Here is a 22,725-nt window from a genome sequence, read left to right as displayed (position 1 = left end):
CATCCCGGAGAGGTGGGTGCCGACCGTTGGTCGGCACACCTTTCAATACTGCTTCTTGGCGCGCTTGGCCGGCTTGCCGCGCTCGGGCAGCGGCGGCAGGCCATCGCCTTCGTCCTCTCCCTTGTGCTCGACCAGGCGGAAGTCGATCTTGCGCTCTTCCATGCTGGCCTTCAGCACCAGAATGCGCACGCGGTCGCCGAGCCGGTAGCTGCTGCCGCGGCGTTCGCCGGTCAGCGTCTTGCGGGTCGCGTCGAACTTGTAATAGTCCTGCGGCAACTGGGTGACATGCACCAGGCCCTGCACCTTGGATTCATCCAGCTCCACGAACAGGCCGAAGCTGGTCACGCCACTGATCACGCCGTCGAACTGGCCGCCCACGTGCTTTTCCATCCACGCCGCGCGGTAGCGCTCGTCGACCTCGCGCTCGGCCTCGTCGGCACGACGCTCTCGCTCGGAACACTGCAGCGCCAGCGCAGCCATTTCGCGCGCGTTGTAGGTGAACGTGTCCAGCGGCTTGCCGGACAACGCGTGCTTGATCGCGCGGTGCACCAGCAGGTCCGGATAGCGACGGATCGGCGAGGTGAAGTGCGCGTAGGCTTCCAGCGCCAGACCGAAGTGGCCCTGGTTGTCCGGGCTGTAGATGGCCAGGCTCTGGCTGCGCAGCAGCACCGATTCCAGCAGCGTGGCATCGGGACGGTCGCGGATCTTCTTCAGCAGCTTGGTGTAGTCGCCCGGGCGTACCTTCGACCACGCCGGCAGGCTCAGCTTGAACTCCTTGAGGAATTCGAGCAGGTCGGCGTACTTGGTTTCCGGCGGCTTCTCGTGGATGCGGTACGGCGCCGGTACGTGGCGCGACAGCAGGTACTTGGCCGCCTCCACGTTGGCGGCGATCATGCATTCTTCGATCAGCTTGTGCGCATCGTTGCGCACCAGCATGCCGGCCTGGGTCACTTCACCGCGGTTGTCCAGCACGAAGCGCACTTCGCTGCTTTCAAATTCGATGGCACCACGCTTGGCGCGTGCCTTCGCCAGCACCTTGTACAGCTGGTGCAGGCGCTGCACCTGCGGCAGCAGATCGCCAATGACGGCCTTGGCCCCGGCGTCATCCTCACCCACCGCCTGCCAGACCTGGGTGTAGGTCAGGCGCGCATGCGAGTTCATTACTGCTTCGTAGAAGCGCGAGTGGCTGACCACGCCGTCACGGTCGATCTGCATGTCGCAGACGAAGCACATGCGGTCAACCTTGGGCATCAGCGAACAGATGCCGTTGGACAACGTCTCCGGCAGCATCGGCACCACGAAGCCCGGGAAATACACCGAGGTGGCGCGCTTCTGTGCCTCCTCGTCCAGCGGCGTGCCGGGGCGAACATAGTTGGAGACATCGGCGATGGCCACCACCAGGCGGAAGCCGTCAGCGTTCGGCTCGCAGTACACCGCGTCGTCGAAGTCCTTGGCGTCCTCGCCATCGATGGTGACCAGCGGCGTGCTGCGCAGGTCGACGCGGTTGCCGATCATCGCCGGCTCCACCACCAGCGGCACCGAAGCGGCTTCGTCCAGCACCTCCTGCGGGAACTCGAACGGCAGTTCATGGCCGTGGATGGCCGTTTCCACCACCAGCGAGGCGGTCAGCTTGTCGCCGAGCACGGCGATGATGCGGCCGATCGGCGGGCGGCGGCTGTCCGGGGCCTGGGTCAGTTCGCAGACCACCAGCTGGCCATCGCGCGCGCCCCGGTCTGGTCCGGGGGCACCTGCACGTTGCGCTGGATGCGCTTGTCGTCGGGCACCACGTAATTGATGCCCATCTCGACGCTGAAGCGACCGATCAGGCGGGTCATGCCGCGCTCGAGCACACGGGCGATGCTGCCTTCGCGACGGCCGCGATGGTCGATGCCGGTGACGCGGGCGAGCACCTTGTCGCCGTGCATCACCTTGCGCATTTCATACGGCGGCAGGAACAGGTCATCGCCGCCCTCGACCGGGCGCAGGAAACCGAACCCTTCCGGGTTGGCGATCACCACGCCGGTCACCAGGTTCAAGGTCTGGATCGGGGCGAAGCCGCCGCGGCGGTTCTGCACCAGTTGGCCATCGCGGACCATCGCGCCGAGCCGGCGCGACAGCGCCTCGGCCCGGTCCGGAGCGGTCAGGCCCAGGCGCGCGCCCAGTTCTTCGGCCGTCTGCGGCCCTTCGCAACGCTCCAGCAGGGCCAGGATGGCCTCTCGGCTGGCGATGGGCTGTTCGTACTTCTCGGCTTCGCGGGCGGCATAGGGATCGTTGATCACCTTGCCGGTAGGCGGCAGCTTGCGGCCCGGGGCCGGGCCCGGTGCACTGGCCTCTGCGCTGCGGACCTTGCGGCCGCGTGGCGGTGCACCGCCTTCATTCAATTCGGGGAACCAGCCCGGCAGCGGCTTGCCCGGCTTGGTGGTGCGGGCTGCGCCCGCCTTGGCGCCCTTCTTCGGGGCCTGGCTGCGGGACTTGCTCCCGCCCTTGCTTGGTTTTTTGGTAGTCATCGCCCTACATGGTAGCCGGTGATGGCGTGCAGAACGGGTCAGGGGGCCCCCTGAAGGCGTTGGATGAAATAATTTCAGGAAGTCGTTGACAGCCCCCGGATTCATCTTCACAATTGCGCCTCTGGAACGCCCAGGTGGCGGAATTGGTAGACGCACTAGTTTCAGGTACTAGCGGGTAAAACCGTGGAGGTTCGAGTCCTCTCCTGGGCACCAACGAAAAAACTCCTCGCTTCGGCGGGGTTTTTTTGCCTGCAATCCGGCCTGGGGGCGGATCTCTTTCCAATGGAAAGGACTCGGACCGCGACATCTGGCCCTGGGGTCAGAGCCCCTTTCGCAAGCGAAGCGGGATCCGACACCCGGGGCTGCGAAAGGTGTTGACACCCCCGTAACAACACCCCATAATCTCGCTCCTCGACGCCCAGGTGGCGGAATTGGTAGACGCACTAGTTTCAGGTACTAGCGGGTAAAACCGTGGAGGTTCGAGTCCTCTCCTGGGCACCACGTCGAGACATGAAAAAGACCCGCGAAAGCGGGTTTTTTCATGCCCGCAATCCGGGCCACGCCGATCCGTAGCGTCGAGCCTGCTCGGCTGCACCGATCCGTAGAGTCGAGCTTGCTCGACTGCTGCAACAACAAGTCGAGCAAGCTCGACTCTACTCATCCGGGACTCAGAACAACGGCCGCAGCACCAGCTCCAGACCCAGCAACAGCAGGAAACCAAGGAAACAGGCGCGGAACACCCGCGCACTGATGCGCTGCCGGATCACCTGCCCCAGCCACATGCCCAACAGCGCCGGCACCACCGCCGCTGCGCTCAGGCCCAGCTGCTGGATGCCGAACGCACCGTGCAGCACCAGCCCGGCGGTCAGCGAGATCGTCGACACGGTGAACGCCAGCCCGAGTGCCTGCACCAGCTCCTCGCGCTGCAGCCCCAGCGATTGCAGATACGGGACCGCCGGCATCACGAACACACCGGTCGCGCCGGTGACCACACCGGACAACGCGCCGACCAGCGGCCCCAGCCAGCGCTCGCGCCGCTGCGGCACACGGAACACCGGCGCGATCAGCGCGTACAGCGCATACACCACCAGCGCCATGCCCAGCGCTGCACGCGACCAGGTACGGTCCACCCGCACCAGCAGCGCGGCGGAGCCGAGCGTCACCACCACCACCGCCAGCATCATCGGCCACAGACGCCGCACGATGTGGGCCAGCGACGGGCCGGACAACAGCTGCCACGCATTGGTGACGAAGGTGGGAATGAACAGCATCGAGGCTGCCGCCACCGGCGACAGCGCACCGCCCAGCAGGCCCATCGCCACCGTCGGCAGGCCCATGCCGGTCACGCCCTTGACCACACCGGCCAGCACAAACACCACCACCAACAGCACGTAGAAATACGTTGTCTCGTTCATGCCCTCATTGGATCGGGGGGACCATCGGCGCACAATGCGGTCTTCCCGCCTCTGCCTTCGGTTGATCCGAAGGCGCCGGCGTTGCGATGAGGGCACCCCATGCGGATGGATATCGCCGACCTGCGCCTGTTCCTGGCGATTGCCGAGGCCGGCAGCATCACGGCCGGCGCGGCGCAGGCGAACCTGGCACTGGCCTCGGCCAGCGAACGCCTGCGCATGATCGAGACCGATGCCGGCACCGCACTGTTGAACCGCCACCCGCGCGGCGTCAGCCTGACCGAAGCCGGCGCCGCCCTCGCCCACCATGCGCGCCTGATCCTGCAGCAGCAGGCGCAGCTGCGCGGCGAACTGCAGGCATTCGCGCACGGCGCGCGCGGCACCCTGCACCTGTATGCCAACACCGCCGCACTGACCCACTACCTGCCCGTACGCCTCGCACCGTGGCTGGCCGAGCGCCCGCGCCTGCATGTGGAGCTGCTGGAACGCACCAGCCCGGAGGTCGTGCGCGCGATCAACGCCGGCCAGGCCGAGGCTGGCATCATCAGCGACGCGATCGACGCTGCGGGCCTGCAGCGGTATGTGGTCGCCGAAGACCCGCTGGTGATGCTGCTCCCGGCCGGTCATCGTTTCGCTTCGCACCGCAGCGTGTCCTTCACCGACGTTGCCGGCGAGACCTTCGTTGCCTTGGCCGATGGCAACGCATTGCAGACCTACATCGAAGACCAGGCCCGCGATATCGGCCACCGCCTGGACATGCGCATCCGCATGAAAACCTTCGAAGGCGTGTGCATCATGGTCGGCCACGGTATTGGTGTCGGCATCGTGCCGCGCACCGTTGCCCGCCTGCATCGGCGCAGCACGCACACCGTAGCGGTGCCACTTGCCGATGCGTGGGCACAACGCCGTCTATGCGCCTGTTTTGCCGAGTGGACGCAGCTGTCACCGGCAATGCGCAGCCTGCTGCAACACCTGGGCGTGCAGCCACAGAAAAACTGTGAAATCTTGTTGACACACTCTCTGCCGTACCGCACAATTCATCTCCTGAGTCGCCCAGGTGGCGGAATTGGTAGACGCACTAGTTTCAGGTACTAGCGGGTAAAACCGTGGAGGTTCGAGTCCTCTCCTGGGCACCACGACTCAAGATGATCAAACCCGCGAAAGCGGGTTTTTTCGTTTCCGGCGTTCGGAAATGACGCACCGGCAGTAGATCCACGCCATGCGGGGATGCGCCCCAGACAAAACCCCGCCTTGCGGCGGGGTTTTGCGTTTCAACGGCAATGATCGATCAATGGCCGCCGGCAGACGCCGCACCGGCACCGGCGCCGAACGGCGGCTTGGCCAGCCACAGGAACGCGATGATCGCCAGGAAGATCCAGCCCAGCAGGAAGAAGATGTCGTTGAAGCCCATCTGCGATGCCTGGTGGTTGATCATGTTGTTCAACACCGCTGCGCCATGCTGCAGGTCGCCCTGCCCCATCGCCGTCACCTGGTCCTGCATGCCCGGCTGATAGGCCGAGATGTGTTCGGTCAGGTCGGCATGGTGCACCTGGGTACGACGCGCCCACAGCCAGGTCGTCAGCGATGCCGCGAAGCTGCCGCCCAGCGTACGCAGGAACGTGGCCAGGCCGGAGCCTGCCGCGATCTCGCGCCCATCCAGGTCCGACAGCAGGATCTGCAACACCGGCATGAAGAACAGCGCCACACCAATACCCATGATCAGCTGCACGCCGGCCACGTGCTGGAAGTCCACCTGCAGGTTGAAGCCCGAACGCAGGAAGCTGGTCATCGACAGCACCACGAACGCGATCGTGGCCAGCATGCGCATGTCGAAACGCGAGGCGTACTTGCCTACGAACGGCGTCATGATCACCGGCAGGATGCCGATCGGTGCGGTCGCCAGGCCGGCCCAGATCGCGGTGTAACCCATGTCGCGCTGCAGCCACTGCGGAATCAGCAGGGCCACGCTGAAGAACGCCGCATAGGCCACCACCATCGCCAGCGTACCGGCGCGGAAGTTGCGGTGCCGGAACAGCTTCAGGTCGACGATCGGGTCCTTGTCGGTCAGTTCCCAGATCAGGAACACGGTCAGGGCTACCACCGCCACGCAGGCCAGCACCACGATCTTCATCGACGAGAACCAGTCCTCATCGTTGCCCAGATCGAGCACCAGCTGCAGCGCGCCGACGCCGATCACCAGGGTGACCAGGCCGACGTAGTCCATCTTCGGCTTCTCGATCTGCTCCGGGCGCCCCTTCAACTGGTTGCCCACCACCAGCGCGGCAAAGATGCCCAGCGGCACGTTGATCAGGAAGATCCATTCCCAGCTGTAGTTGTCGGTGATCCAGCCGCCCAGGATCGGGCCGCAGATCGGCGCCACCACGGTGATCATCGCCAGCAGCGCCAGCGCCTGCCCGCGTTTCTCGCGGGGATAGATCGAGACCAGCAGCGACTGCGTGATCGGGTACATCGGGCCGGCGACGAAACCCTGCAGCGCACGCGACAGCACCAGCATGCCCATGCTCTGCGCCAGGCCGCACAGCAGCGAGGTGATGACGAAGGCCAGCGTGGCCCAGACGAACAGCTTGCGTTCGCCGAAGCGGCGGCTGAGCCAGCCGGTCAGCGGCAGCGCGATGGCCGTGCTGACCGCGAACGAGGTGATGACCCAGGTCGCCTGCTGCGAACTGGCGCCGAGGTTACCGGCGATGGTCGGCAGCGAGACGTTGGCGATGGTGGTGTCGAGCACCTGCATGAACGACGCCATCGCCAGGCCAACGGTGCACAGGGCGACGCTGGGCGGCAGGAACCCGGAGGCCGCACCCGGCGCCGCCGGTGCGCCGGGCGCGGCTGGAGCTTGTGCGGACATGGCGACCTCAGCCCACCTTCGCCTGCTGCTGCGGCAGGTTGCCCTGGATGATCGTGTGGATCACCTCGTCGGCATCATGCAGCTGCTTGGCATACACATCGGTGTCGAACACGGTGCCCTTGGCGGCAGCGGTCGGCAGCACTTCACCCTTCTGGTCACGCAGGCTCACTTCGGCCTTCATCGACAGGCCGATGCGCAGCGGGTGTTCGGCCAGCTGCTTGGCATCGATGGCGATGCGCACCGGCACGCGCTGCACGATCTTGATCCAGTTGCCGCTGGCGTTCTGCGCCGGCAGCAGCGAGAACGCCGAACCGGTGCCCAGGCCCAGGCTCTGGATGCGACCCTTGTACTTCACGTCACCGGCGTACAGGTCCGACTTCAGCTCCACTTCCTGGCCCAGGCGCATGTGGCGCAGCTGGGTTTCCTTGAAGTTGGCCTCGACCCACATCTGCTCGGTCGGCACCACGGCCATCAGCGCATTGCCCGGCTGCACGCGCTGGCCAACCTGCACCGAACGACGGGCGACGTAGCCGGTGACCGGCGCGACGATGCCGGCGCGGGCGTTGTTGAGGAAGGCCTGGCGCAGCTGCGCGGCGGCCGCCTGCACGTCCGGCTGGGTGGCGATCACGGTGTCATCGACCAACGCGCGGTTGCGCTCGACGGTCTCGCGCGAACCGGCCACGGCCGCTTCGGCCGCCGCCAGCTCATCACGGGCATGGGCCAGTTCTTCGTTGGAGATGGCGCCGGTGGCGGCCAGGCCCTTGCGGCGGGCGAAGTCATCACGCACGCGCTTCAGGGTCACCTGGCGCGCATTCAAGTCCGCCTGCGCGCCTTCCACGCTGCGGTACAGGCCGCGGGTCTGGCGCACGGTCTTGGCCAGGTTGGCTTCGGCCTGCTGCAGCGCCACCGACGTGTCGGACGGGTCCAGCTGCACCAGCAGCTGGCCGCGCTCCACGCGCATGCCGTCATCGGCGTTGATGGCGACCACGGTGCCGGCCACCAGCGGGGTGATCTGCACCTGGTTGCCCTGCACGTAGGCATCGTCGGTTTCTTCGAACCAACGGCCGAACATGAAGTACCACAGCGCCAGTGCGGCCAGCAGCAGCACGACGATCACGAACAGGCCGCGCAGCAGGTTGCCGCGGCGGTTGGGGGCGGCCGGGGCCGCGGTGTCTTGGGTCTGGCTCATGGCAGGGGTCTTCAGGAATGCGAGGAATCGGAATGGGAGGCGATCGGTGCGCGGTCGGCGTCAGCGGGCTGGAAACCACCGCCCAGTGCCTTGCTCAGGCGCACCGAGGACTGCACCTGCTGCGACTGCAGGCCGGCCAGTTGCTGCTGCGACTGCAACAGCGTGGATTGCGCGGTGAGCACATCCAGGTAGCTGCCGATGCCGGCGCGGTAGCGCTGCTGGGCCAGGTCGAAGGCCGAGCGTGCGGTGTCCACGGCCTGCTGCTGCGAGTGCGCCTGCTGCGCCAGCGAACGCACCGCATTGACCTGATCGGCCACATCGCGCAGTGCGTCGAGCACGGCCTGGTTGTAGTTGGCCACGGCCAGGTCGTACTGCGCATCGGTGTTGGCCAGGTTGGCGCGCAGCTTGCCGCCTTCGAAGATCGGCAGGCTCAGTGCCGGGCCGATGTAGGCGAAGGTGGAGCTGCTCTTCAGCAGGTCGCCCACGTTCGGCGCGACCACGCCGGCCAGCGCGGTCAGGTTGAAGCTCGGGTAGAACTTGGTCTTCGCAACCTTGATCTGCTTGTCGGCCGCTTCCACGCGCCAGCGCGCGGCGACGATGTCGGGGCGACGGCCGAGCAGTTCGCTGGGCAGCACGCCCGGCAGCTGCAGCGCCATCGGGTTCAACGGCTGCGGGCGCTGGATCGACAGGCCACGATCCGGGCCCTTGCCGACCAGTGCCGCCAGTGCGGTGCGGGCCGCGTCGATGCGCTGCTGCGCGGCCTGCACCTGCTGCTGCGCGGCCGGCACGCGGGCTTCGGCCTGGCGCACCTGCAGGTCGCTGTCGATGCCGGCGCGGCGGCGCTGGCGGGTCAGTTCCAGCGATTTCTGCGAACGGGTCAGCTCTTCCTCGGCCACATCATTGAGCTGCCAGGCGTAGGCCAGGTCGGTATAGGCCTGGGTGATGCCGGTGGACAGGTTCAGGCGGGCCGCCTGCGCTTCGACCGTGGCCGCGTGCGCGCCATCCACCGCCGCTTCCCAGGCGGCGCGCTTGCCGCCCCACAGGTCCACGCCATAGCTGAAATCGAAGGCGACCTGGCTGCTGCCGCCGTAGCGGCCGCCCATCTCGCTGCCGACCATCGACTCGGGCAGGCGCAGGCCGGTGTAGCCACCGGATACCGACAGACTCGGCAGTTCGTCGGCGCGCGCGGTACCGACCTGGGCCTGGGCCTGGCGCAGGCGCGCATCGGCAGCATCCAGGCTCGGATGACCGGCCAGGCCTTCGGCGACCAGCGCGTCCAGCTGGGCATCACCCAACGCCTTCCACCAGTCCTGCGCTGGGAAGCCGGTGGCGCTCAGGTCGGTATCGGCCAGGGTGCGTTCGCTGTGCAGGCTGTCCACGTCGAGCACGTGGCCCTGCGGGGTGAGGCCACGGCTGCTGGCGCAGGCGGCCAGGGCCAGGGCCAGCGCTGACACCAGCAGCGCGCGCCCGGACCGGCGGAGAGGAGAATGCGGGATCGGGTTCATGGGGTCGTCAGGGAATCGCGGATTCGGGTGAGGAGGGACAGCAGCAGCGTGCGCTCGTCGGCGGAAAGATCACGCAGGGCGTAATCCATCACCGCGTCACCGCGCAGCTTCAGCCGCGCCCACAGCGCACGGCCTTCATCGGTCAGCACGATCTGCAGCGCACGACGGTCCTGGGCGTGCGGTTCGCGGCGGACACAGCCCAGCGCCTCCAGCTTGTCCAGCAGGCGGGTCACCGCGCTGGGCACCTGGTCGATGGCCTGGGCCAGCTCGTTGGCGGTGCACGGGGCCATGTGCGAAAGCACCTTCAGCCCGATGTAGTGGGTGAAGCCGATACCGAGATCTTCTTCAGCCATGGATGCGTCGAGTTGCCGGACCAGGCCGTCGCGCACCTGGCGCAGCAGCAGGCCGAAGCTGGGGGGAGTGGTTGCAGGACAGATCATGGGGAGCATTCTCTTCCAAAAAAATATTTCTCAATGGAAATATTCGATCTGGCATCGAATGCTGTGTTGCAGCAGTGGGCTGGATCGGTGAAGGCGCCTACCTTAATGATCTGCTCAGGTGGCCCGGTAGTACAATTCAGCCAATGGATGACACTTTTCCGCCAGCGGACATGATGAACAAGGCAGAAATCCCCCTCCCAAGCGGCTGCTGCGGGACGACGCGCTGGACTGGTTCGAGCGCAACGATGGCCCGCCGGTGGTCGGTTTCCGCTTTGACAGCCCGCAGGGGCTGGTGCGCGAGGTGGACTGGCACCACCACCAGCGCGCCCAGTTGATCTGTGTCGAACGCGGCCTGCTGACGACCCGGACCTCGCACGGCACCTGGTCGCTGGCGCCGGGCTCGGCCGGCTGGATGCCGCCGCTGGAGCCACACACGGTCACCCTCGACGGCCCGCTGCGCGGCTGGGGCATGGCACTGGCCGCGCCGGCCTGCGCCACCCTGCCCTCCGATCCCTGCGTGCTGGGCCTGTCCAAGCTGGCCCAGGCCTTGGCCGACCGCATCTGCGACTGGCCGCTGGGCTACGACACCACGCCCGAGCGCCAGCACATCATCGAGGTGCTGCTGGACGAGATCCGCACCGCGCCGCGCCAGCGCATGCACCTGCCGATGCCGCACGACCGGCGCCTGCTGAAGATCGCCTCGCAGTTGCTGGCCGACCCGTCCGACGAGCGCAGCCTGGCCGAATGGGCGCACTGGGCCGGGCTGTCGCCGCGCAGCCTGACCCGCCACTTCCGCGACGAGACCACGCTCAGCTTCGCCCAGTGGCGGCAGCAGGCGCGCCTGGCCGAGGCCCTGCGCCAGCTGACCGATGGCCGCAGCGTGGCCGACATCGCCCACGCGCTGGGCTTCAGCAGCGCCAGCGCCTTCGTTACCGTGTTCCGCCGCCACTTCGGGCTGCCGCCCGGGCGCTACCTGGCGCGGGCCGGGCACGGGCTGGAAACCGGACTGGACCCGGCGCGTGGCTTGGCATCCCCGGCCGCATCCGGATAATCACAGGATTGCGAGCGGCGACCGCCGTCGCCGCCGCCCGACAACAGGTAACAACGCCGCATGACCGAACTTGCCCGCCCCGCGTTCCACGGATTCGAACAACTGCCGTTGCGCGAGTACGCCGAACGCGCCTACCTCGACTACTCGATGTACGTGGTCCTGGACCGCGCCCTGCCGTTCCTCGGCGACGGCCTGAAGCCGGTGCAGCGCCGCATCATCTATTCGATGAGCGAGCTGGGCCTGAATGCCGCGTCCAAGCCGAAGAAGTCCGCGCGCACCGTCGGTGACGTCATCGGTAAGTACCACCCGCACGGCGACAGCGCGTGCTACGAAGCGCTGGTGCTGATGGCACAGCCGTTCTCGTACCGCTACCCGCTGATCGAGGGCCAGGGCAACTTCGGCTCCAGCGACGACCCGAAGTCGTTCGCGGCGATGCGTTACACCGAATCCAAGCTGACCCCGATCGCCGAAGTGCTGCTGGGCGAGCTGGGCCAGGGCACCACCGACTGGGCGCCGAACTTCGACGGCACCCTGCAGGAACCGACCTGGATGCCGGCGCGACTGCCGCACCTGCTGCTCAACGGCACCACCGGCATCGCCGTGGGCATGGCCACCGACGTGCCGCCGCACAATCTCAACGAGATCGTCAGCGCGCTGCTGCACCTGCTGGACAACCCCGAAGCCACCGTGCGCGACCTGTGCGAGCACGTGCAGGGGCCGGACTACCCGTCCAGCGCAGAAATCATCACCGCCGCCAACGACCTGCGGAACATGTACGAGACCGGCAACGGCAGCGTGCGTGCGCGTGCGACCTTCGCCAAGGAAGCCAACAACATCGTGGTGACGGCGCTGCCGTTCCAGGTGTCGCCTTCGAAGGTGATCGAGCAGATCGCCGCCCAGATGCGCGCCAAGAAGCTGCCGTGGCTGGAGGACATCCGCGATGAGTCCGACCACGCCAACCCGGTGCGCGTGGTGCTGGTGCCGCGCTCGAACCGCGTCGACGCCGAGCAGCTGATGGGCCACCTGTTTGCGACCACGGATCTGGAGCGCAGCTACCGCGTCAACCTCAACGTGATCGGGCTGGACGGCCGTCCGCAGGTGAAGAACCTGAAGATGCTGCTCAGCGAATGGCTGACCTTCCGCAGCAACACCGTCACCCGCCGCCTGCAGCACCGCCTGCAGAAGGTCGAGCGCCGCCTGCACCTGTTGGAAGGCCTGCTGGTCGCCTTCCTCAACCTGGACGAGGTGATCCACATCATCCGTACCGAGGACGAACCGAAGGCGGCGCTGATCGCGCGCTTCGAACTGTCCGAGGAACAGGCCGAGTACATCCTGGAAACCAAGCTGAAGCAGCTGGCCCGCCTGGAAGAGATGAAGATCCGTGGCGAGCAGGACGAGCTGGCCAAGGAACGCGAGAAGATCCTCGGCATCCTCGACAGCAAGGCCAAGCTGAAGAAGCTGATCCGCGACGAACTGACCGCCGATGCCAAGAAGTTCGGCGACGCCCGCCGCTCGCCGCTGGTGCAGCGCCAGGCCGCGCAGGCCATCGACGAGACCGAGCTGGTGCCGAGCGAGCCGATGACCGTGGTGCTGTCGGAGAAGGGCTGGATCCGTGCTGCCAAGGGTCACGACGTCGATGCGTCTGCGCTGTCCTACCGCGATGGCGACGCGCTGCAGGGCGCGGTGCGCGCACGCAGCACCCAGCAGGTCGCGTTCCTCGACAGCGAAGGCCGCGCCTATTCGACGCCGGTGCACACCCTGCCCTCGGCGCGCGGCAACGGCGAGCCACTGACCGGCCGCTTCTCGCCGGCCCCGGGCACCAGCTTCGTGACCCTGGCCAGCGCCGAACCGGACACCCGCTTCGTGCTTGCCTCCAGCCACGGCTACGGCTTCGTCACCCGCTTCGAGAACCTGATCGGCCGCAACAAGGCTGGCAAGGCGATGCTGAACCTGTCGTCCGGCTCGTCGGTGCTGACCCCGTCGGTGGTGGCGGACGTGGCCACCGACCGCATCGTCGCGGTGACCAGTTCGGGCAACCTGCTGGCGATTGCCGCCAACGACCTGCCGGAACTGGACAAGGGCAAGGGCAACAAGATCATCGAGATCCCCAAGGCCAAGCTCGCCACCGAACGCGTGGTCGCCATCGTGGCGATCAGCCCGGGCCAGACCCTGCAGGTGCGCAGTGGCCAGCGCACCATGGGGCTGAAGTTCAACGAGCTCGACGCCTACCTCGGCGCCCGTGCCACCCGCGGCCACCTGCTGCCGCGCGGCTGGCAGAAGGTGGAAGGCCTGTCGGTGGAGTGAGGCACCGCCTCCGGTAGGTGCCAACCTTGGTTGGCACGCTCCCCGGACGTCAGACACGAAAAAGCCGGGGCATTCCCCGGCTTTTTCGTTGTCGGCTGGCGGGCGGTGGAGCGGCGGGCTGGCGAAGGCTGGCTGGCGGTGCTCCGGTGCTGGCGGGCGACAGAACCTTGTGCTTTTTATAGAGCCGACTGTAAGTCGGCTGCTCTTTTGCTCCTGGTAGAGCCGACTGTCAGTCGGCTGCTCTTTGCTCCTGGTAGAGCCGACTGTCAGTCGGCTGCTCTAACGAAATGCAGCCGACCAGCGGTCGGCTCTACCGAAAAGCCGTCGAGCAAGCTCGACGCTACCCAGACGTGCTCAATGCGCCGGGGCGCCGTTGCCGTCGATCTTGCTCAGCTGGTACAGCTCCAGGCCGATGCGCTTGATCAGGCCCAGCTGCTGCTCCAGCCACCAGGCGTGGTCTTCCTCGGTGTCCTTCAGCTGCGCCAGCAGGATGTCGCGGCTCACATAGTCACCGTTCTCCTCGCACAGCTTCATGCCGGCGGCCAGATTGTTCCGAACGGCGTATTCAGTATCCAGGTCCTTCTGCAGCATCTCCTCCACGGTCCTGCCCGGCTCGGTGGCATGCGGGCGCATATCCGGGTCGCCGCCCAGGAACAGGATCCGGCGCAGCAGCGCGTCGGCGTGCTGGGTTTCCTCTTCCATCTCGTGGTTCAGGCGTTCGTACAGCGCGAACAGGCCCTGGTCCTCGTAGCGGCGGGAATGGATGAAGTACTGGTCGCGGGCGGCGAGTTCGCCGCGCAGCAGTTCCTTCAGGCAGGCGATGACGTCCGGGTTGCCTTTCATGGGGGGCTCCTGTGAATCGATGTGACATAGGGTGCCGCATTTCAAAATACGGTGATCTAATCGGAATCAGTCGCAGTTGCGCCTGCGGCTACAATCGACCCACGAGTTCGGAAAGGACGTGCGATGCGACGTACATGGCGTTGGATGCTGGGCGTGTTGATCGCCATCGTGCTGGCCACCGTCCTGGTCCTGTGGCTGCTGCTGCGCGGCAGCCTGGCCGACCTGGATGGCGAGCGCCCCGTGCCCGGCCTGGCCAAGCCGGTCACCGTCGAGCGCGATGCGCTGGGCGTGGTCACCATCACCGCCGGCAGCCAGGCCGATGCCATGCGTGCACTGGGTCGCGTGCATGCGCAGGAACGTTATTTCGAGATGGACCTGATGCGGCGCAGTGCCGCCGGTGAGCTGTCGGCCCTGTTCGGGCCAAAGGCCATCGACGCCGACAAACGCATGCGCGTGCATCGGCTGCGCGCACGCACCGAGGCGAACACGCAGGCTGCGCTGGGCGACAACATCGAAGCCGTGAGCGCCTATGTCGGTGGGGTCAATGAGGGCCTGGCCGATCTCTCCGTACGCCCCTGGGCCTACCTGCTGCTGCGGCAGGCACCGCAACCGTGGCAGGCCAGCGACAGCGTGCTGGCCGGGCTGGCCATGTATGCCGACCTGCAGGACCCGGACAACCGTACCGAGCTGGCGATGCAGCGCATCCGTGCGGTGGTGCCGCCGCCGCTGTACGCCCTGCTTGCCCACGATGGCACCGAATGGGATGCCCCGCTGTTCGGAGAACCGACCGGCAACGCCGCCCTGCCCGACGCCAGCCAGCTCGATCTGCGCAGCCTGAAGGCAACGCCGGGCACCGCGCAGGGCGAGGCCGACGCCGTTGGCAGCAACAACTTTGCCGTGGCCGGTGCGCTCACCGCCGACGGCCGTGCGATCGTCGCCGACGACATGCATCTGGGCCTGCGCGCACCGGGCCTGTGGTTCCGGGTGCGGCTGCGCTATCCCGACCCGCAGGCTGCCGGCGGCCAGGTCGATGTCAGCGGCTTCTCGCTGCCCGGCCTGCCGGCGGTGATCGTCGGTAGCAACGGCCACATCGCCTGGGGCTTCACCAACAGCTACATCGACACCGCCGATTACCGTACGGAACCGGCCAACGCCGCCGTTACCGTGCATCAGGAGCGCATCGCCGTGGCGGGCCAGGCCGACGTGGTGTTTCCGGTGCGCGAGACGGCCTGGGGACCGCTCCTGCACACCCACGCCGATGGCAGTGGCGATGCCCTGCGCTGGGTGGCCCATCTGCCCGGTGCGGTACGCCTGGATTTCAGCGATCTGGCCCGCGCCGGTGATCTCGATGGCGCCCTGCACTTCGCCGACCACGCCGGTATCCCCGCGCAGAACCTGGTGATCGCCGACCGCAGCGGCCGCATCGCCTGGCGCCTGATCGGTGCGCGTCCGGATCGCGGGCCCGGCTGCGCACCCGCCGGCTTCACCGCCGCCAGCAACCAACAGTGCGCGCCATGGCCACTGCGCAGCGACGCCGCACCGGCGTTGATCGACCCGCCCGGCCATCGCCTGTGGACGGCCAACGGTCGCGTGCTCGACGGTGAGGCGTTGGCCATTGTCGGTGATGGTGGCTACGACCTCGGCGCACGTGCGCGCCAGATCCGCGATCTGCTGGCAGTGCAGGAGCGTTTCGACGAACACGATCTGCTGGCGATCCAGCTCGATGACCGTGCGGTGTTCCTGCAGCGCTGGTGGGCGCTGCTGCACGACGTCATCGAGCGCAGCGACGATCCGGCACTGAAGCGGTTGAAGGCGGCCAGCCACCCATGGGGCGGCCGCGCCTCGGCCGACGCGGTGAGCTACCGGGTGGTGCGCGAATTCCGCTCCAAGGTGATGGACACGCTGTCTGCGGCGCTGCTGGCGCCTGCCCATGCGCAGCTCGGCGAGGACTTCCTGGAGCCGCGCCTGGCGCAGCTGGAGGGCGTGGCCTGGCCGATGCTGCAACAGCGCCCGGCCAACCTGCTGCCACCGGCATACGACAGCTGGGACGCGCTGCTGCTCGATGCTGCCCGGCGTACCGAAGCTGAGCTGTCACAGCAGGGACCGCTGGCCCAACGTACCTGGGGCGAGCGCAATACCGCGGCCATCTGCCACCCGATCGCACGGGCGATGCCCGGGTTCGCCAAGCGCTGGCTGTGCATGCCGGCCGACCGCCTGCCCGGCGACCGCGACATGCCGCGCGTGCAGACGCCGAACTTCGGCGCCTCCCAGCGCATGGTGGTATCGCCCGGCCACGAGGCCGACGGCATCGTGCACATGCCCGGCGGCCAGAGCGGGCATCCGTTGTCGCCGTACTGGGGCGCCGGCCACGAGGACTGGGTGCACGGCCGCCCGAGCCCGTTCCTGCCCGGCAAGGCCGAGCACACGATGACGCTGGTGCCGGCACGGTAGTGCCGGCCGCTGGCCGGCAACCCCATCATGCTGCACACGCCTTTCTGGATGCCGGCCAGCGGCCGGCACTACCAGAAACGGGGTCAGATCCCATCACCGACGATAGCGCCGCTCAATCAGGCTCAACAGCGGGCCGGTCATCGCGGTGGTCACCAGCGCCATGATCACCAGCACCGCAAACAGGCGGTCGCCGAGCAGCCCCAGCTCGTAGCCCAGATTGAGCACGATCAGCTCCATCAGGCCACGGGTGTTCATCAATGCACCCAACCGCCAGGCTTCACGCGTTGGCATGCCGGCACTGCGCGCCGCACTGAAGGTGCCCAGCAGCTTGCCGGCCGTGGCCACCACGATCACCACCACGCACAGCACGACATCGCTGGCCTGCAGAGCATCGGCACGCATGCGCAGGCCGGTCATGGCGAAGAACAGCGGCAGCAGCAGCGTTACCGCGAACGGTTCGACGCGGGCCATCAGCAGCTCGCGCAGCTGCGTGTTGGACGAGACCGCGATGCCGGCGGCGAACGCACCGAACAAGGCGTGGATGCCGAGCATTTCGGTAACCAGCGCGCTGGCCAGCGACAGCAGCAGGATGCCCAGCAGCCAGCGCCCTTCGCGGCCCGCGGCGATCTGCTGGCGGGCGAACCACGGCTTCACCAGCCCCAGCATCAACGCAACGAACGCCACCACGCACAGCAGGTTGAGGCTGGCCGGCAACCAGCCGCTGGCCTGGGCGGCGGCGACGATCAACGCCAGCAGGCACCAGGCGGTGGCATCACCCAGCGCGGCGCAGGCGATGGCGGTCTGGCCCAGCGGTGTCTGGGTGATGCCGCGGTCGGCGAGGATGCGCAGCAGCACCGGGAACGCGGTGATGCTCATCGAGATGCCGACAAACAGCGCGAATGCGGTGAAGCCCACTGCCTGCGGGCCATGTTGCGGGTACAGCCAGATCGCCAGCGCGACGCCAAGCACGAACGGCACCGCGATGCCGGCATGGCTGACCGTGAAGGCAAAACGGCGGCGTCCGCGCAGCGCGGCCAGATCCAGCTCGGCACCGGCCACCAGCAGGAACATCAGCACGCCCAGCTGGCTGAGCATGCTCAATGGACCCAGCGAACTGGCCGGAAACAGCGCCCCGTGCAGCTGCGGCAACACGCTGCCCAGCACCAGCGGGCCCATCATCAGGCCGGCCGCCATCTCGCCGATCACCGCCGGCTGACCCAGGCGCTTGAGCAGCGCGCCGGCGCCCTTGGCCACCAGCAGCAGCACCAGCAGCTGCAGCAGGAACAGGCCCAGCGGTGAGGCCAGATGCTGTGCCCAGCCGCCTTCGGTGGCGGCGGTGGCACGGGCCACCGCCTGCGGCGTATCGGGCCCGGCATAGCGGGCCAGCAGCACGCCGGCCAGCAGTGGCACGCCGGCCCAGGCCAGATAGCGCCAGCCCCATTTCATCGGCGGCGCCTGGCTCCCGCGCGGTACGTCCATGAACATTCCCCAATGTGCAGGGCGCCGATGATACGTCGCAAAAAGGGGACGGAGGGGATTGAGTCCTTCTTGTGCTCGCCGGGCATGGCCCGGCGCTACCATCGCTCGGTAGCGCCGGGCCATGCCCGGCGGAAGCATTACGCCAGGGCTTGTTCGTGCACGCCGGCAATCGCGCGGCCGGAGGGGTCTGCCGCCGCCGCGAAGCTGGCATCCCAGGCAATCGCCGCCGGCGAGGAACAGGCGATCGACTTGCCACCCGGCACCGTCTCGGCAGCCGCACGACTCGGGAAGAACTGCTCGAACAGGTGGCGGTAGTAGTACGCCTCCTTGGTCTGCGGCGGGTTGTGCGGGAAGCGCTTGTCGGCCGCCGCCAGCACACGGTCGCTCACCTGCGCTTCGGCATGCGCCTTCAGCCCGTCGATCCAGCCGTAGCCGACGCCATCGCTGAACTGCTCCTTCTGCCGCCACAGGATGCTGTCCGGCAGATAGCCATCGAACGCCTCGCGCAGCACCGCCTTCTCGATGCGACGGCCACCGAACCCGGCACCGACCATCTTGTGCGCGGCATCGAAACGCATCGCCACGTCGAGGAATTCACGGTCCAGGAACGGGACGCGCGGCTCCACGCCCCAGGCCATCATCGACTTGTTGGCACGCAGGCAATCGTAGTTGTGCAGGGCATCAAGCTTGCGCACCAGCTCGTCGTGGAATTCGCGCGCATCCGGCGCCTTGTGGAAATACAGGTAGCCGCCGAAGATCTCGTCACTGCCCTCGCCGGAAAGCACCATCTTCACCCCCATCGCCTTGATCCGCCGCGCCAGCAGGAACATCGGCGTCGATGCGCGGATGGTGGTGACGTCGTAGGTTTCGATGTGCCGGATCACTTCCGGCAGCACGTCCAGGCCTTCTTCGAAGGTGTATTCGAAGCCGTGGTGCACGGTGCCCAGCGCTTCGGCGGCAACTGCGGCAGCGGCCAGGTCGGGCGAACCCTTCAGCCCGATCGCGAACGAGTGCAGGCGCGGCCACCAGGCTTCGGTCTGCCCGCCGTCCTCGATGCGACGGCGTGCGTAGCGTGCGGCCACGGCGGCCACCAGCGATGAATCCAGGCCACCGGACAGCAGCACGCCATACGGCACGTCGCTCATCAACTGGCGCTCGACCGCGTGCTCGAAGGCCTGCCGCAGTTCGGCGAGGTCGGCCTGGCGGCCCTGCACATCCGCATACTCACGCCACGGCTGCTGGTAGTAGCGCACCAGCTCGCCGCTGGCGCTGTCGAAATAGTGGCCCGGCGGGAACTGCGCGACATCGGCGCAGGAATCGACCAGCGCCTTCATTTCCGAGGCCACCCGCAGGCGCCCCTGCGCATCGTGGCCCCAGTACAGCGGCACCACGCCGACCGGATCGCGTGCCACCAGCACGCGGCCACTGTCGCGGTCCCACAATGCGAAGGCGAAGATGCCGTTGAGCTGCTCCAGCCACTGCGCCGGCGCCCCGCCCTGGCGGTACAGCGCGTTGATCACTTCGCAGTCCGAGCCGGTCTGGAAGTCGTAGGCGGTGGTCAGCGCGGCCTTCAACGCCTGGTGGTTGTAGATCTCGCCGTTCACCGCCAGCGCCAGCTGGCCGTCGGCCGACAGCAGCGGTTGCGAGCCGCCGGCCGGATCGACGATGGCCAGCCGCTCGTGGACCAGCAGTGCGCCTTCGTCGAGGTATACACCGCTCCAGTCCGGGCCCCGGTGGCGCTGGCGCTGCGACAGTTCCAGCGCGTGGCGGCGCAGGGCGGGAAGATCGTCACCGGCCTGCAGGCCGAAGATTCCGAAGATCGAACACATGGCAGAGCTCCTGTTGGGGGATTTCATGAAGGGAGGGTGTTCGACCGGCCATCCAGGCCCGGGAAGGCTGCGCCCGGGCACAAAAAACCCGCATCGGCCGATGCGGGTTTTCTGGTGTCCGGGCGTGTATTGCTGTCTATCTACCCAGGGCGCAGTCCCGCATCGGCCGCGCACGATTATTCGCGCGCAGATTATTGCGGTTGTTGTTGTTGACGGCGGTGGCCAGGCGGATCGACATGGGATCGACCCTACCCCGGTTTCGGGCGCGGCGCAACAGTTGCGTTGGCAACCAGCGGGACCGGTCGGCAGCGCATAATGGCCCGCCCCGCAATGTGTAACTGGAATGCAACACCGCACTGGATGCACCGCCGTACTGGCCGTCCTGCTCGGCCTGGGCCTGAGCGCCTGCCAGACCCTGCCCGCGCCTTCGCGCCTGCCAGCGGCCCAGCTGCAGGCGCTGGAACGCCGCGGCAGCGACGGCAGTTTCGAGGGGGCCTGGGAGACCGCACAGACCCTCGAACGCTTCAACGATCCGCGTGCGGTCGCCTACTACGAGCGCGCCGCAGCGGTCACGCCCTGGACCTTCCACAACACCAAGGCAGAAGAAGCACTGGGCCGGATCTGGACCTCCGGCGCGCTGCGGCATGCCGACAGTCCGCAAATCGATCCTGCACCGGTGCTGCGCGCTTCGTGGCGACGCGGCGAGCGCGCCTATCTGGCTGCGGCCAACCACGGCAATCCCTACGCATTCCAGGAACTGGCTGCGGCCTATCGGCAGCAGGGCGACGCGCAGCAGGCACTGCGTTGGGACCTGCGCGCGATGATCTACCAGCGCTATCCGAGCCGCTCCTCGCGATTGCCGGATGCCGTGGCGCCGCAAGGCAATGCGGTGCACCCGCTGATCGCCCGCCTCCAACGGCGTGCGGAGCGCGGCGACGCCGAGGCGCAGGTGGATCTGGGGGCATTGCTGGAGCGCGGCGTGGGCGTGCCGAGCGACCCGGCACGTGCGTTGCAGCTGTACCAGCGCGCCGGCGATCAGGGCAACGTGTTTGGCCAGTACTTCGCCGGGCTGCTGCTGGGACGGAGTGCGCCGGGCGTGGCGAAGGACACCGACGCGGCGGCGCGCTGGTTCGCCCGGGCCGAGGCGCAGCGTTTCTACATGGCGGCGCCGAGTTACTGGGAAAAGGCGATCAAGCCGCCGTTCTTCATTTTCTCGGAATAGTAGAGCCGAGCCGTGCTCGGCTGATTTTTCCCGATATAAGCAGCCGAGCGCGGCTCGGCTCTACAGGAAGGCGTGCCGACCAACGGTCGGCACCCACCCTCCTCACACCAGCAGCCGTTCCACCAGCCGCTGGTACAGGCCCGGCAGGGCTTCCAGATCATCCACGCGCACGTGCTCGTCCACCTGGTGGATGCTGGCGTTGACCGGACCTACTTCGATGCACTGCGCACCCAACGGCGCGATGAAGCGCGCATCGGAGGTACCGCCGCCGGTGCTTTCTTCCGGCGCACGGCCGATGTGCTCGGCCAGCACGGCGCGTGCCGTGGCGCGCAGGGTGCCTTCCGGGGTGTAGAACGGCTCGCCGCTGCGATGCCACTTCAGCGTGTACTGCAGGCCGTGGCGGTCCAGCAGTGCGGTGATCTCCGCCTCCAGCTTCGGCGCATCCCAGTGCGGGTTGTAGCGGATGTTGAAATCCACCTCGAGCTCGCCGGGAATCACGTTGTTGGCGCCGGTGCCAGCGTGGATGTTGGAGATCTGCAGGCTGGTTGGCGGGAAACTTTCGTAGCCGTCGTCCCAGCGCCGTGCGCTCAGTTCGGCCAGTGCCGGCGCCGCCTGGTGGATCGGGTTGCGCGCCTTTTCCGGGTAGGCCACATGGCCCTGTACGCCCTGCACGCGCAGCTTGGCCGACAGGCTGCCACGGCGGCCGACCCGCAGCAGGTCGCCCAGCGTCGCGGTCGACGACGGCTCGCCGGTGATGCACCAGTCGATGCGCTGGCCGCGTTCGGCAAACAGGCGCGCGACATGGCGCACGCCGTCGATGGCATCGCCCTCTTCGTCACTGGTCAGCAGCACCGCCAGCGTGCCGGAGTGATCGGGATGCGCGGCAACGAACTGCTCTGCGGCAACCACGAACGCAGCCACGCTGCCCTTCATGTCGGCCGTGCCGCGGCCATACAGCACGCCGTCACGGATCGTCGGCGTGAACGGGTCGCTGGTCCAGGCCTCGCGCGGTCCGGTGGGCACCACGTCGGTGTGGCCGAGCAGGACCAGTACCGGCGCCCCGCTGCCGTGGGTCGCCCACAGGTTGTCGACCTCGCCCAGGCGCAGATGATCGCAGTGGAACCCGGCCTGCTTCAGGCGTGCGGCCAGCAGCGCCTGGCAGCCGGCATCATCGGGCGTCACCGAGGGCCGCGCGATCAGCTCGCAGGTCAGGTCAAGAACGGCACTCATGCGCCGCCCACGCCGAAGCGTGCCTTGAAGCCGTTGTCACTGAAGCCCTGGCTGACCATGCCATCGGCGGTGACCACCAGCGGGCGCTTGATCAACTGCGGGTACTCGCGCAGCAGCAGCTTCCATTCGGCATCGGACTCGGCCGCCTTGCGGTTGTCCGGCAGCTGCCGCCAGGTGGTGGAGGACTTGTTGACCATCGCCGCCAGGCCACCCAGCTGCGCTGCCCACGCCAACAGGGTTTCCGGGCTGGGTTTGTTGTCGCGGTAATCGACGAAGGTGTACGGCACGCCGAAGCGGTCCAGCCACTTGGTCGCCTTCTTGCAGGTATCGCAGTTCTTCAAACCGTAGACAGTGGTGCTCATGGCCATCTGTGATGCTGGAAAACAGAGGGCCAGAA

General features: G+C 67.5%; 14 protein-coding genes, 3 tRNA genes and 2 pseudogenes. 8 read left to right on the top strand and 11 right to left on the bottom strand.

What is annotated here, in order from left to right; translation table 11 throughout:
• Positions 1-42: 42 nt before the first annotated feature.
• Positions 43-2,507: pseudogene (rnr, locus tag N4G47_RS05110) on the bottom strand (ribonuclease R).
• A 128-nt stretch (positions 2,508-2,635) separates the two neighbouring features.
• On the opposite strand from rnr, the gene N4G47_RS05105 reads away from it, so the two are divergent.
• Positions 2,636-2,720 (top strand) — tRNA-Leu (locus tag N4G47_RS05105).
• A 203-nt stretch (positions 2,721-2,923) separates the two neighbouring features.
• Positions 2,924-3,008 (top strand) — tRNA-Leu (locus tag N4G47_RS05100).
• 167 nt (positions 3,009-3,175) lie between these two features.
• Here the strand turns inward: N4G47_RS05100 and N4G47_RS05095 are convergent.
• A complete protein-coding gene (locus N4G47_RS05095; RefSeq protein WP_475289893.1) occupies positions 3,176-3,922 on the bottom strand; it encodes a sulfite exporter TauE/SafE family protein in 747 nt (248 codons plus the stop codon).
• Between the two features lie 99 nt (positions 3,923-4,021).
• Here N4G47_RS05095 and N4G47_RS05090 point away from each other — a divergent pair, with 99 nt between their 5' ends.
• Both N4G47_RS05090 and N4G47_RS05085 read left to right on the top strand, forming a co-directional pair.
• Complete coding sequence (locus N4G47_RS05090) at positions 4,022-5,014, top strand: LysR family transcriptional regulator (protein WP_475289892.1); 993 nt, start codon at positions 4,022-4,024, stop codon at positions 5,012-5,014.
• Positions 4,971-5,055 (top strand) — tRNA-Leu (locus N4G47_RS05085). The genes N4G47_RS05090 and N4G47_RS05085 overlap by 44 nt, the downstream gene beginning before the upstream one ends.
• A gap of 152 nt (positions 5,056-5,207) precedes the next feature.
• On the opposite strand, the gene emrB is transcribed toward N4G47_RS05085, so the two are convergent.
• The 4 genes from emrB to emrR are packed head-to-tail and all read right to left on the bottom strand — an operon-like array spanning position 5,208 to position 9,919.
• A complete protein-coding gene (gene emrB / locus N4G47_RS05080; protein ID WP_475285621.1) occupies positions 5,208-6,785 on the bottom strand; it encodes a multidrug efflux MFS transporter permease subunit EmrB in 1,578 nt (525 codons plus the stop codon).
• 7 nt (positions 6,786-6,792) lie between these two features.
• Complete coding sequence (emrA, locus tag N4G47_RS05075; RefSeq protein ID WP_475285619.1) at positions 6,793-7,974, bottom strand: multidrug efflux MFS transporter periplasmic adaptor subunit EmrA; 1,182 nt, start codon at positions 7,972-7,974, stop codon at positions 6,793-6,795.
• Positions 7,975-7,985: 11 nt separating this feature from the next.
• Positions 7,986-9,479, bottom strand: a complete 1,494-nt coding sequence (gene emrC / locus N4G47_RS05070) for a multidrug efflux transporter outer membrane subunit EmrC (RefSeq protein WP_249844567.1) — start codon at positions 9,477-9,479, stop codon at positions 7,986-7,988.
• A complete protein-coding gene (gene emrR / locus N4G47_RS05065) occupies positions 9,476-9,919 on the bottom strand; it encodes a multidrug efflux system transcriptional regulator EmrR (protein ID WP_005408766.1) in 444 nt (147 codons plus the stop codon). Before emrR ends, emrC begins: the two co-directional genes overlap by 4 nt.
• Before the next feature lie 170 nt (positions 9,920-10,089).
• On the opposite strand from emrR, the pseudogene N4G47_RS05060 reads away from it, so the two are divergent.
• Together N4G47_RS05060 and parC are read left to right on the top strand one after the other, a co-directional pair.
• Positions 10,090-10,970 (top strand): annotated as a pseudogene (locus tag N4G47_RS05060) (helix-turn-helix domain-containing protein).
• A gap of 60 nt (positions 10,971-11,030) precedes the next feature.
• Entirely contained in the window at positions 11,031-13,274 is a 2,244-nt protein-coding gene (gene parC, locus N4G47_RS05055) for a DNA topoisomerase IV subunit A (RefSeq protein WP_475285616.1), read from the top strand.
• A 354-nt stretch (positions 13,275-13,628) separates the two neighbouring features.
• Here the strand turns inward: parC and bfr are convergent, their stop codons facing one another.
• Positions 13,629-14,117 carry a bacterioferritin gene (gene bfr / locus N4G47_RS05050; RefSeq protein ID WP_107230348.1) on the bottom strand — a complete coding sequence of 163 codons (489 nt, stop codon included), beginning with the start codon at positions 14,115-14,117 and terminating at the stop codon, positions 13,629-13,631.
• Between the two features lie 123 nt (positions 14,118-14,240).
• Here bfr and N4G47_RS05045 point away from each other — a divergent pair, with 123 nt between their 5' ends.
• A complete protein-coding gene (locus N4G47_RS05045) occupies positions 14,241-16,568 on the top strand; it encodes a penicillin acylase family protein (protein ID WP_475285614.1) in 2,328 nt (775 codons plus the stop codon).
• A gap of 93 nt (positions 16,569-16,661) precedes the next feature.
• Here N4G47_RS05045 and N4G47_RS05040 read toward each other — a convergent pair whose 3' ends face one another.
• Positions 16,662-18,053: a cation:proton antiporter domain-containing protein gene (locus tag N4G47_RS05040; RefSeq protein ID WP_475285612.1), complete on the bottom strand. Its 1,392-nt coding sequence runs from the start codon at positions 18,051-18,053 to the stop codon at positions 16,662-16,664.
• A 131-nt stretch (positions 18,054-18,184) separates the two neighbouring features.
• Positions 18,185-19,876 (bottom strand): asparagine synthase B, encoded by a 1,692-nt coding sequence (gene asnB / locus N4G47_RS05035; RefSeq protein ID WP_475285610.1) that lies wholly within the window; start codon positions 19,874-19,876, stop codon positions 18,185-18,187.
• 343 nt (positions 19,877-20,219) lie between these two features.
• Here asnB and N4G47_RS05030 point away from each other — a divergent pair, with 343 nt between their 5' ends.
• Positions 20,220-21,098, top strand: a complete 879-nt coding sequence (locus N4G47_RS05030; protein ID WP_475285609.1) for a tetratricopeptide repeat protein — start codon at positions 20,220-20,222, stop codon at positions 21,096-21,098.
• Between the two features lie 102 nt (positions 21,099-21,200).
• On the opposite strand, the gene dapE is transcribed toward N4G47_RS05030, so the two are convergent.
• Positions 21,201-22,328, bottom strand: a complete 1,128-nt coding sequence (gene dapE, locus N4G47_RS05025) for a succinyl-diaminopimelate desuccinylase (protein WP_475285607.1) — start codon at positions 22,326-22,328, stop codon at positions 21,201-21,203.
• Positions 22,325-22,696, bottom strand: coding sequence for an arsenate reductase (locus tag N4G47_RS05020; RefSeq protein WP_475285605.1), 372 nt, complete (start codon positions 22,694-22,696; stop codon positions 22,325-22,327). The genes dapE and N4G47_RS05020 overlap by 4 nt, the downstream gene beginning before the upstream one ends.
• Between the last annotated feature and the right edge of the window lie 29 nt (positions 22,697-22,725).

The organism is Stenotrophomonas sp. GSD10, from assembly GCF_056172695.1.
The sequence above is the reverse complement of the archived record's forward strand: the minus strand, read 5'-3'. Positions and strand labels throughout refer to the sequence as shown.

What these genes read in the sequence shown, in the direction of transcription:
- N4G47_RS05020 (WP_475285605.1), bottom strand. Translation starts at nt 22,696, where the DNA reads ATGGCCATGAGCACCACTGTCTACGGTTTGAAGAACTGCGATACCTGC.
- N4G47_RS05040 (WP_475285612.1), bottom strand. Translation starts at nt 18,053, where the DNA reads ATGTTCATGGACGTACCGCGCGGGAGCCAGGCGCCGCCGATGAAATGG.
- dapE (WP_475285607.1), bottom strand. Translation starts at nt 22,328, where the DNA reads ATGAGTGCCGTTCTTGACCTGACCTGCGAGCTGATCGCGCGGCCCTCG.
- parC (WP_475285616.1), top strand. Translation starts at nt 11,031, where the DNA reads ATGACCGAACTTGCCCGCCCCGCGTTCCACGGATTCGAACAACTGCCG.
- emrC (WP_249844567.1), bottom strand. Translation starts at nt 9,479, where the DNA reads ATGAACCCGATCCCGCATTCTCCTCTCCGCCGGTCCGGGCGCGCGCTG.
- N4G47_RS05045 (WP_475285614.1), top strand. Translation starts at nt 14,241, where the DNA reads ATGCGACGTACATGGCGTTGGATGCTGGGCGTGTTGATCGCCATCGTG.
- N4G47_RS05030 (WP_475285609.1), top strand. Translation starts at nt 20,220, where the DNA reads ATGCAACACCGCACTGGATGCACCGCCGTACTGGCCGTCCTGCTCGGC.
- bfr (WP_107230348.1), bottom strand. Translation starts at nt 14,117, where the DNA reads ATGAAAGGCAACCCGGACGTCATCGCCTGCCTGAAGGAACTGCTGCGC.
- emrR (WP_005408766.1), bottom strand. Translation starts at nt 9,919, where the DNA reads ATGATCTGTCCTGCAACCACTCCCCCCAGCTTCGGCCTGCTGCTGCGC.
- emrB (WP_475285621.1), bottom strand. Translation starts at nt 6,785, where the DNA reads ATGTCCGCACAAGCTCCAGCCGCGCCCGGCGCACCGGCGGCGCCGGGT.
- asnB (WP_475285610.1), bottom strand. Translation starts at nt 19,876, where the DNA reads ATGTGTTCGATCTTCGGAATCTTCGGCCTGCAGGCCGGTGACGATCTT.
- emrA (WP_475285619.1), bottom strand. Translation starts at nt 7,974, where the DNA reads ATGAGCCAGACCCAAGACACCGCGGCCCCGGCCGCCCCCAACCGCCGC.
- N4G47_RS05090 (WP_475289892.1), top strand. Translation starts at nt 4,022, where the DNA reads ATGCGGATGGATATCGCCGACCTGCGCCTGTTCCTGGCGATTGCCGAG.
- N4G47_RS05095 (WP_475289893.1), bottom strand. Translation starts at nt 3,922, where the DNA reads ATGAACGAGACAACGTATTTCTACGTGCTGTTGGTGGTGGTGTTTGTG.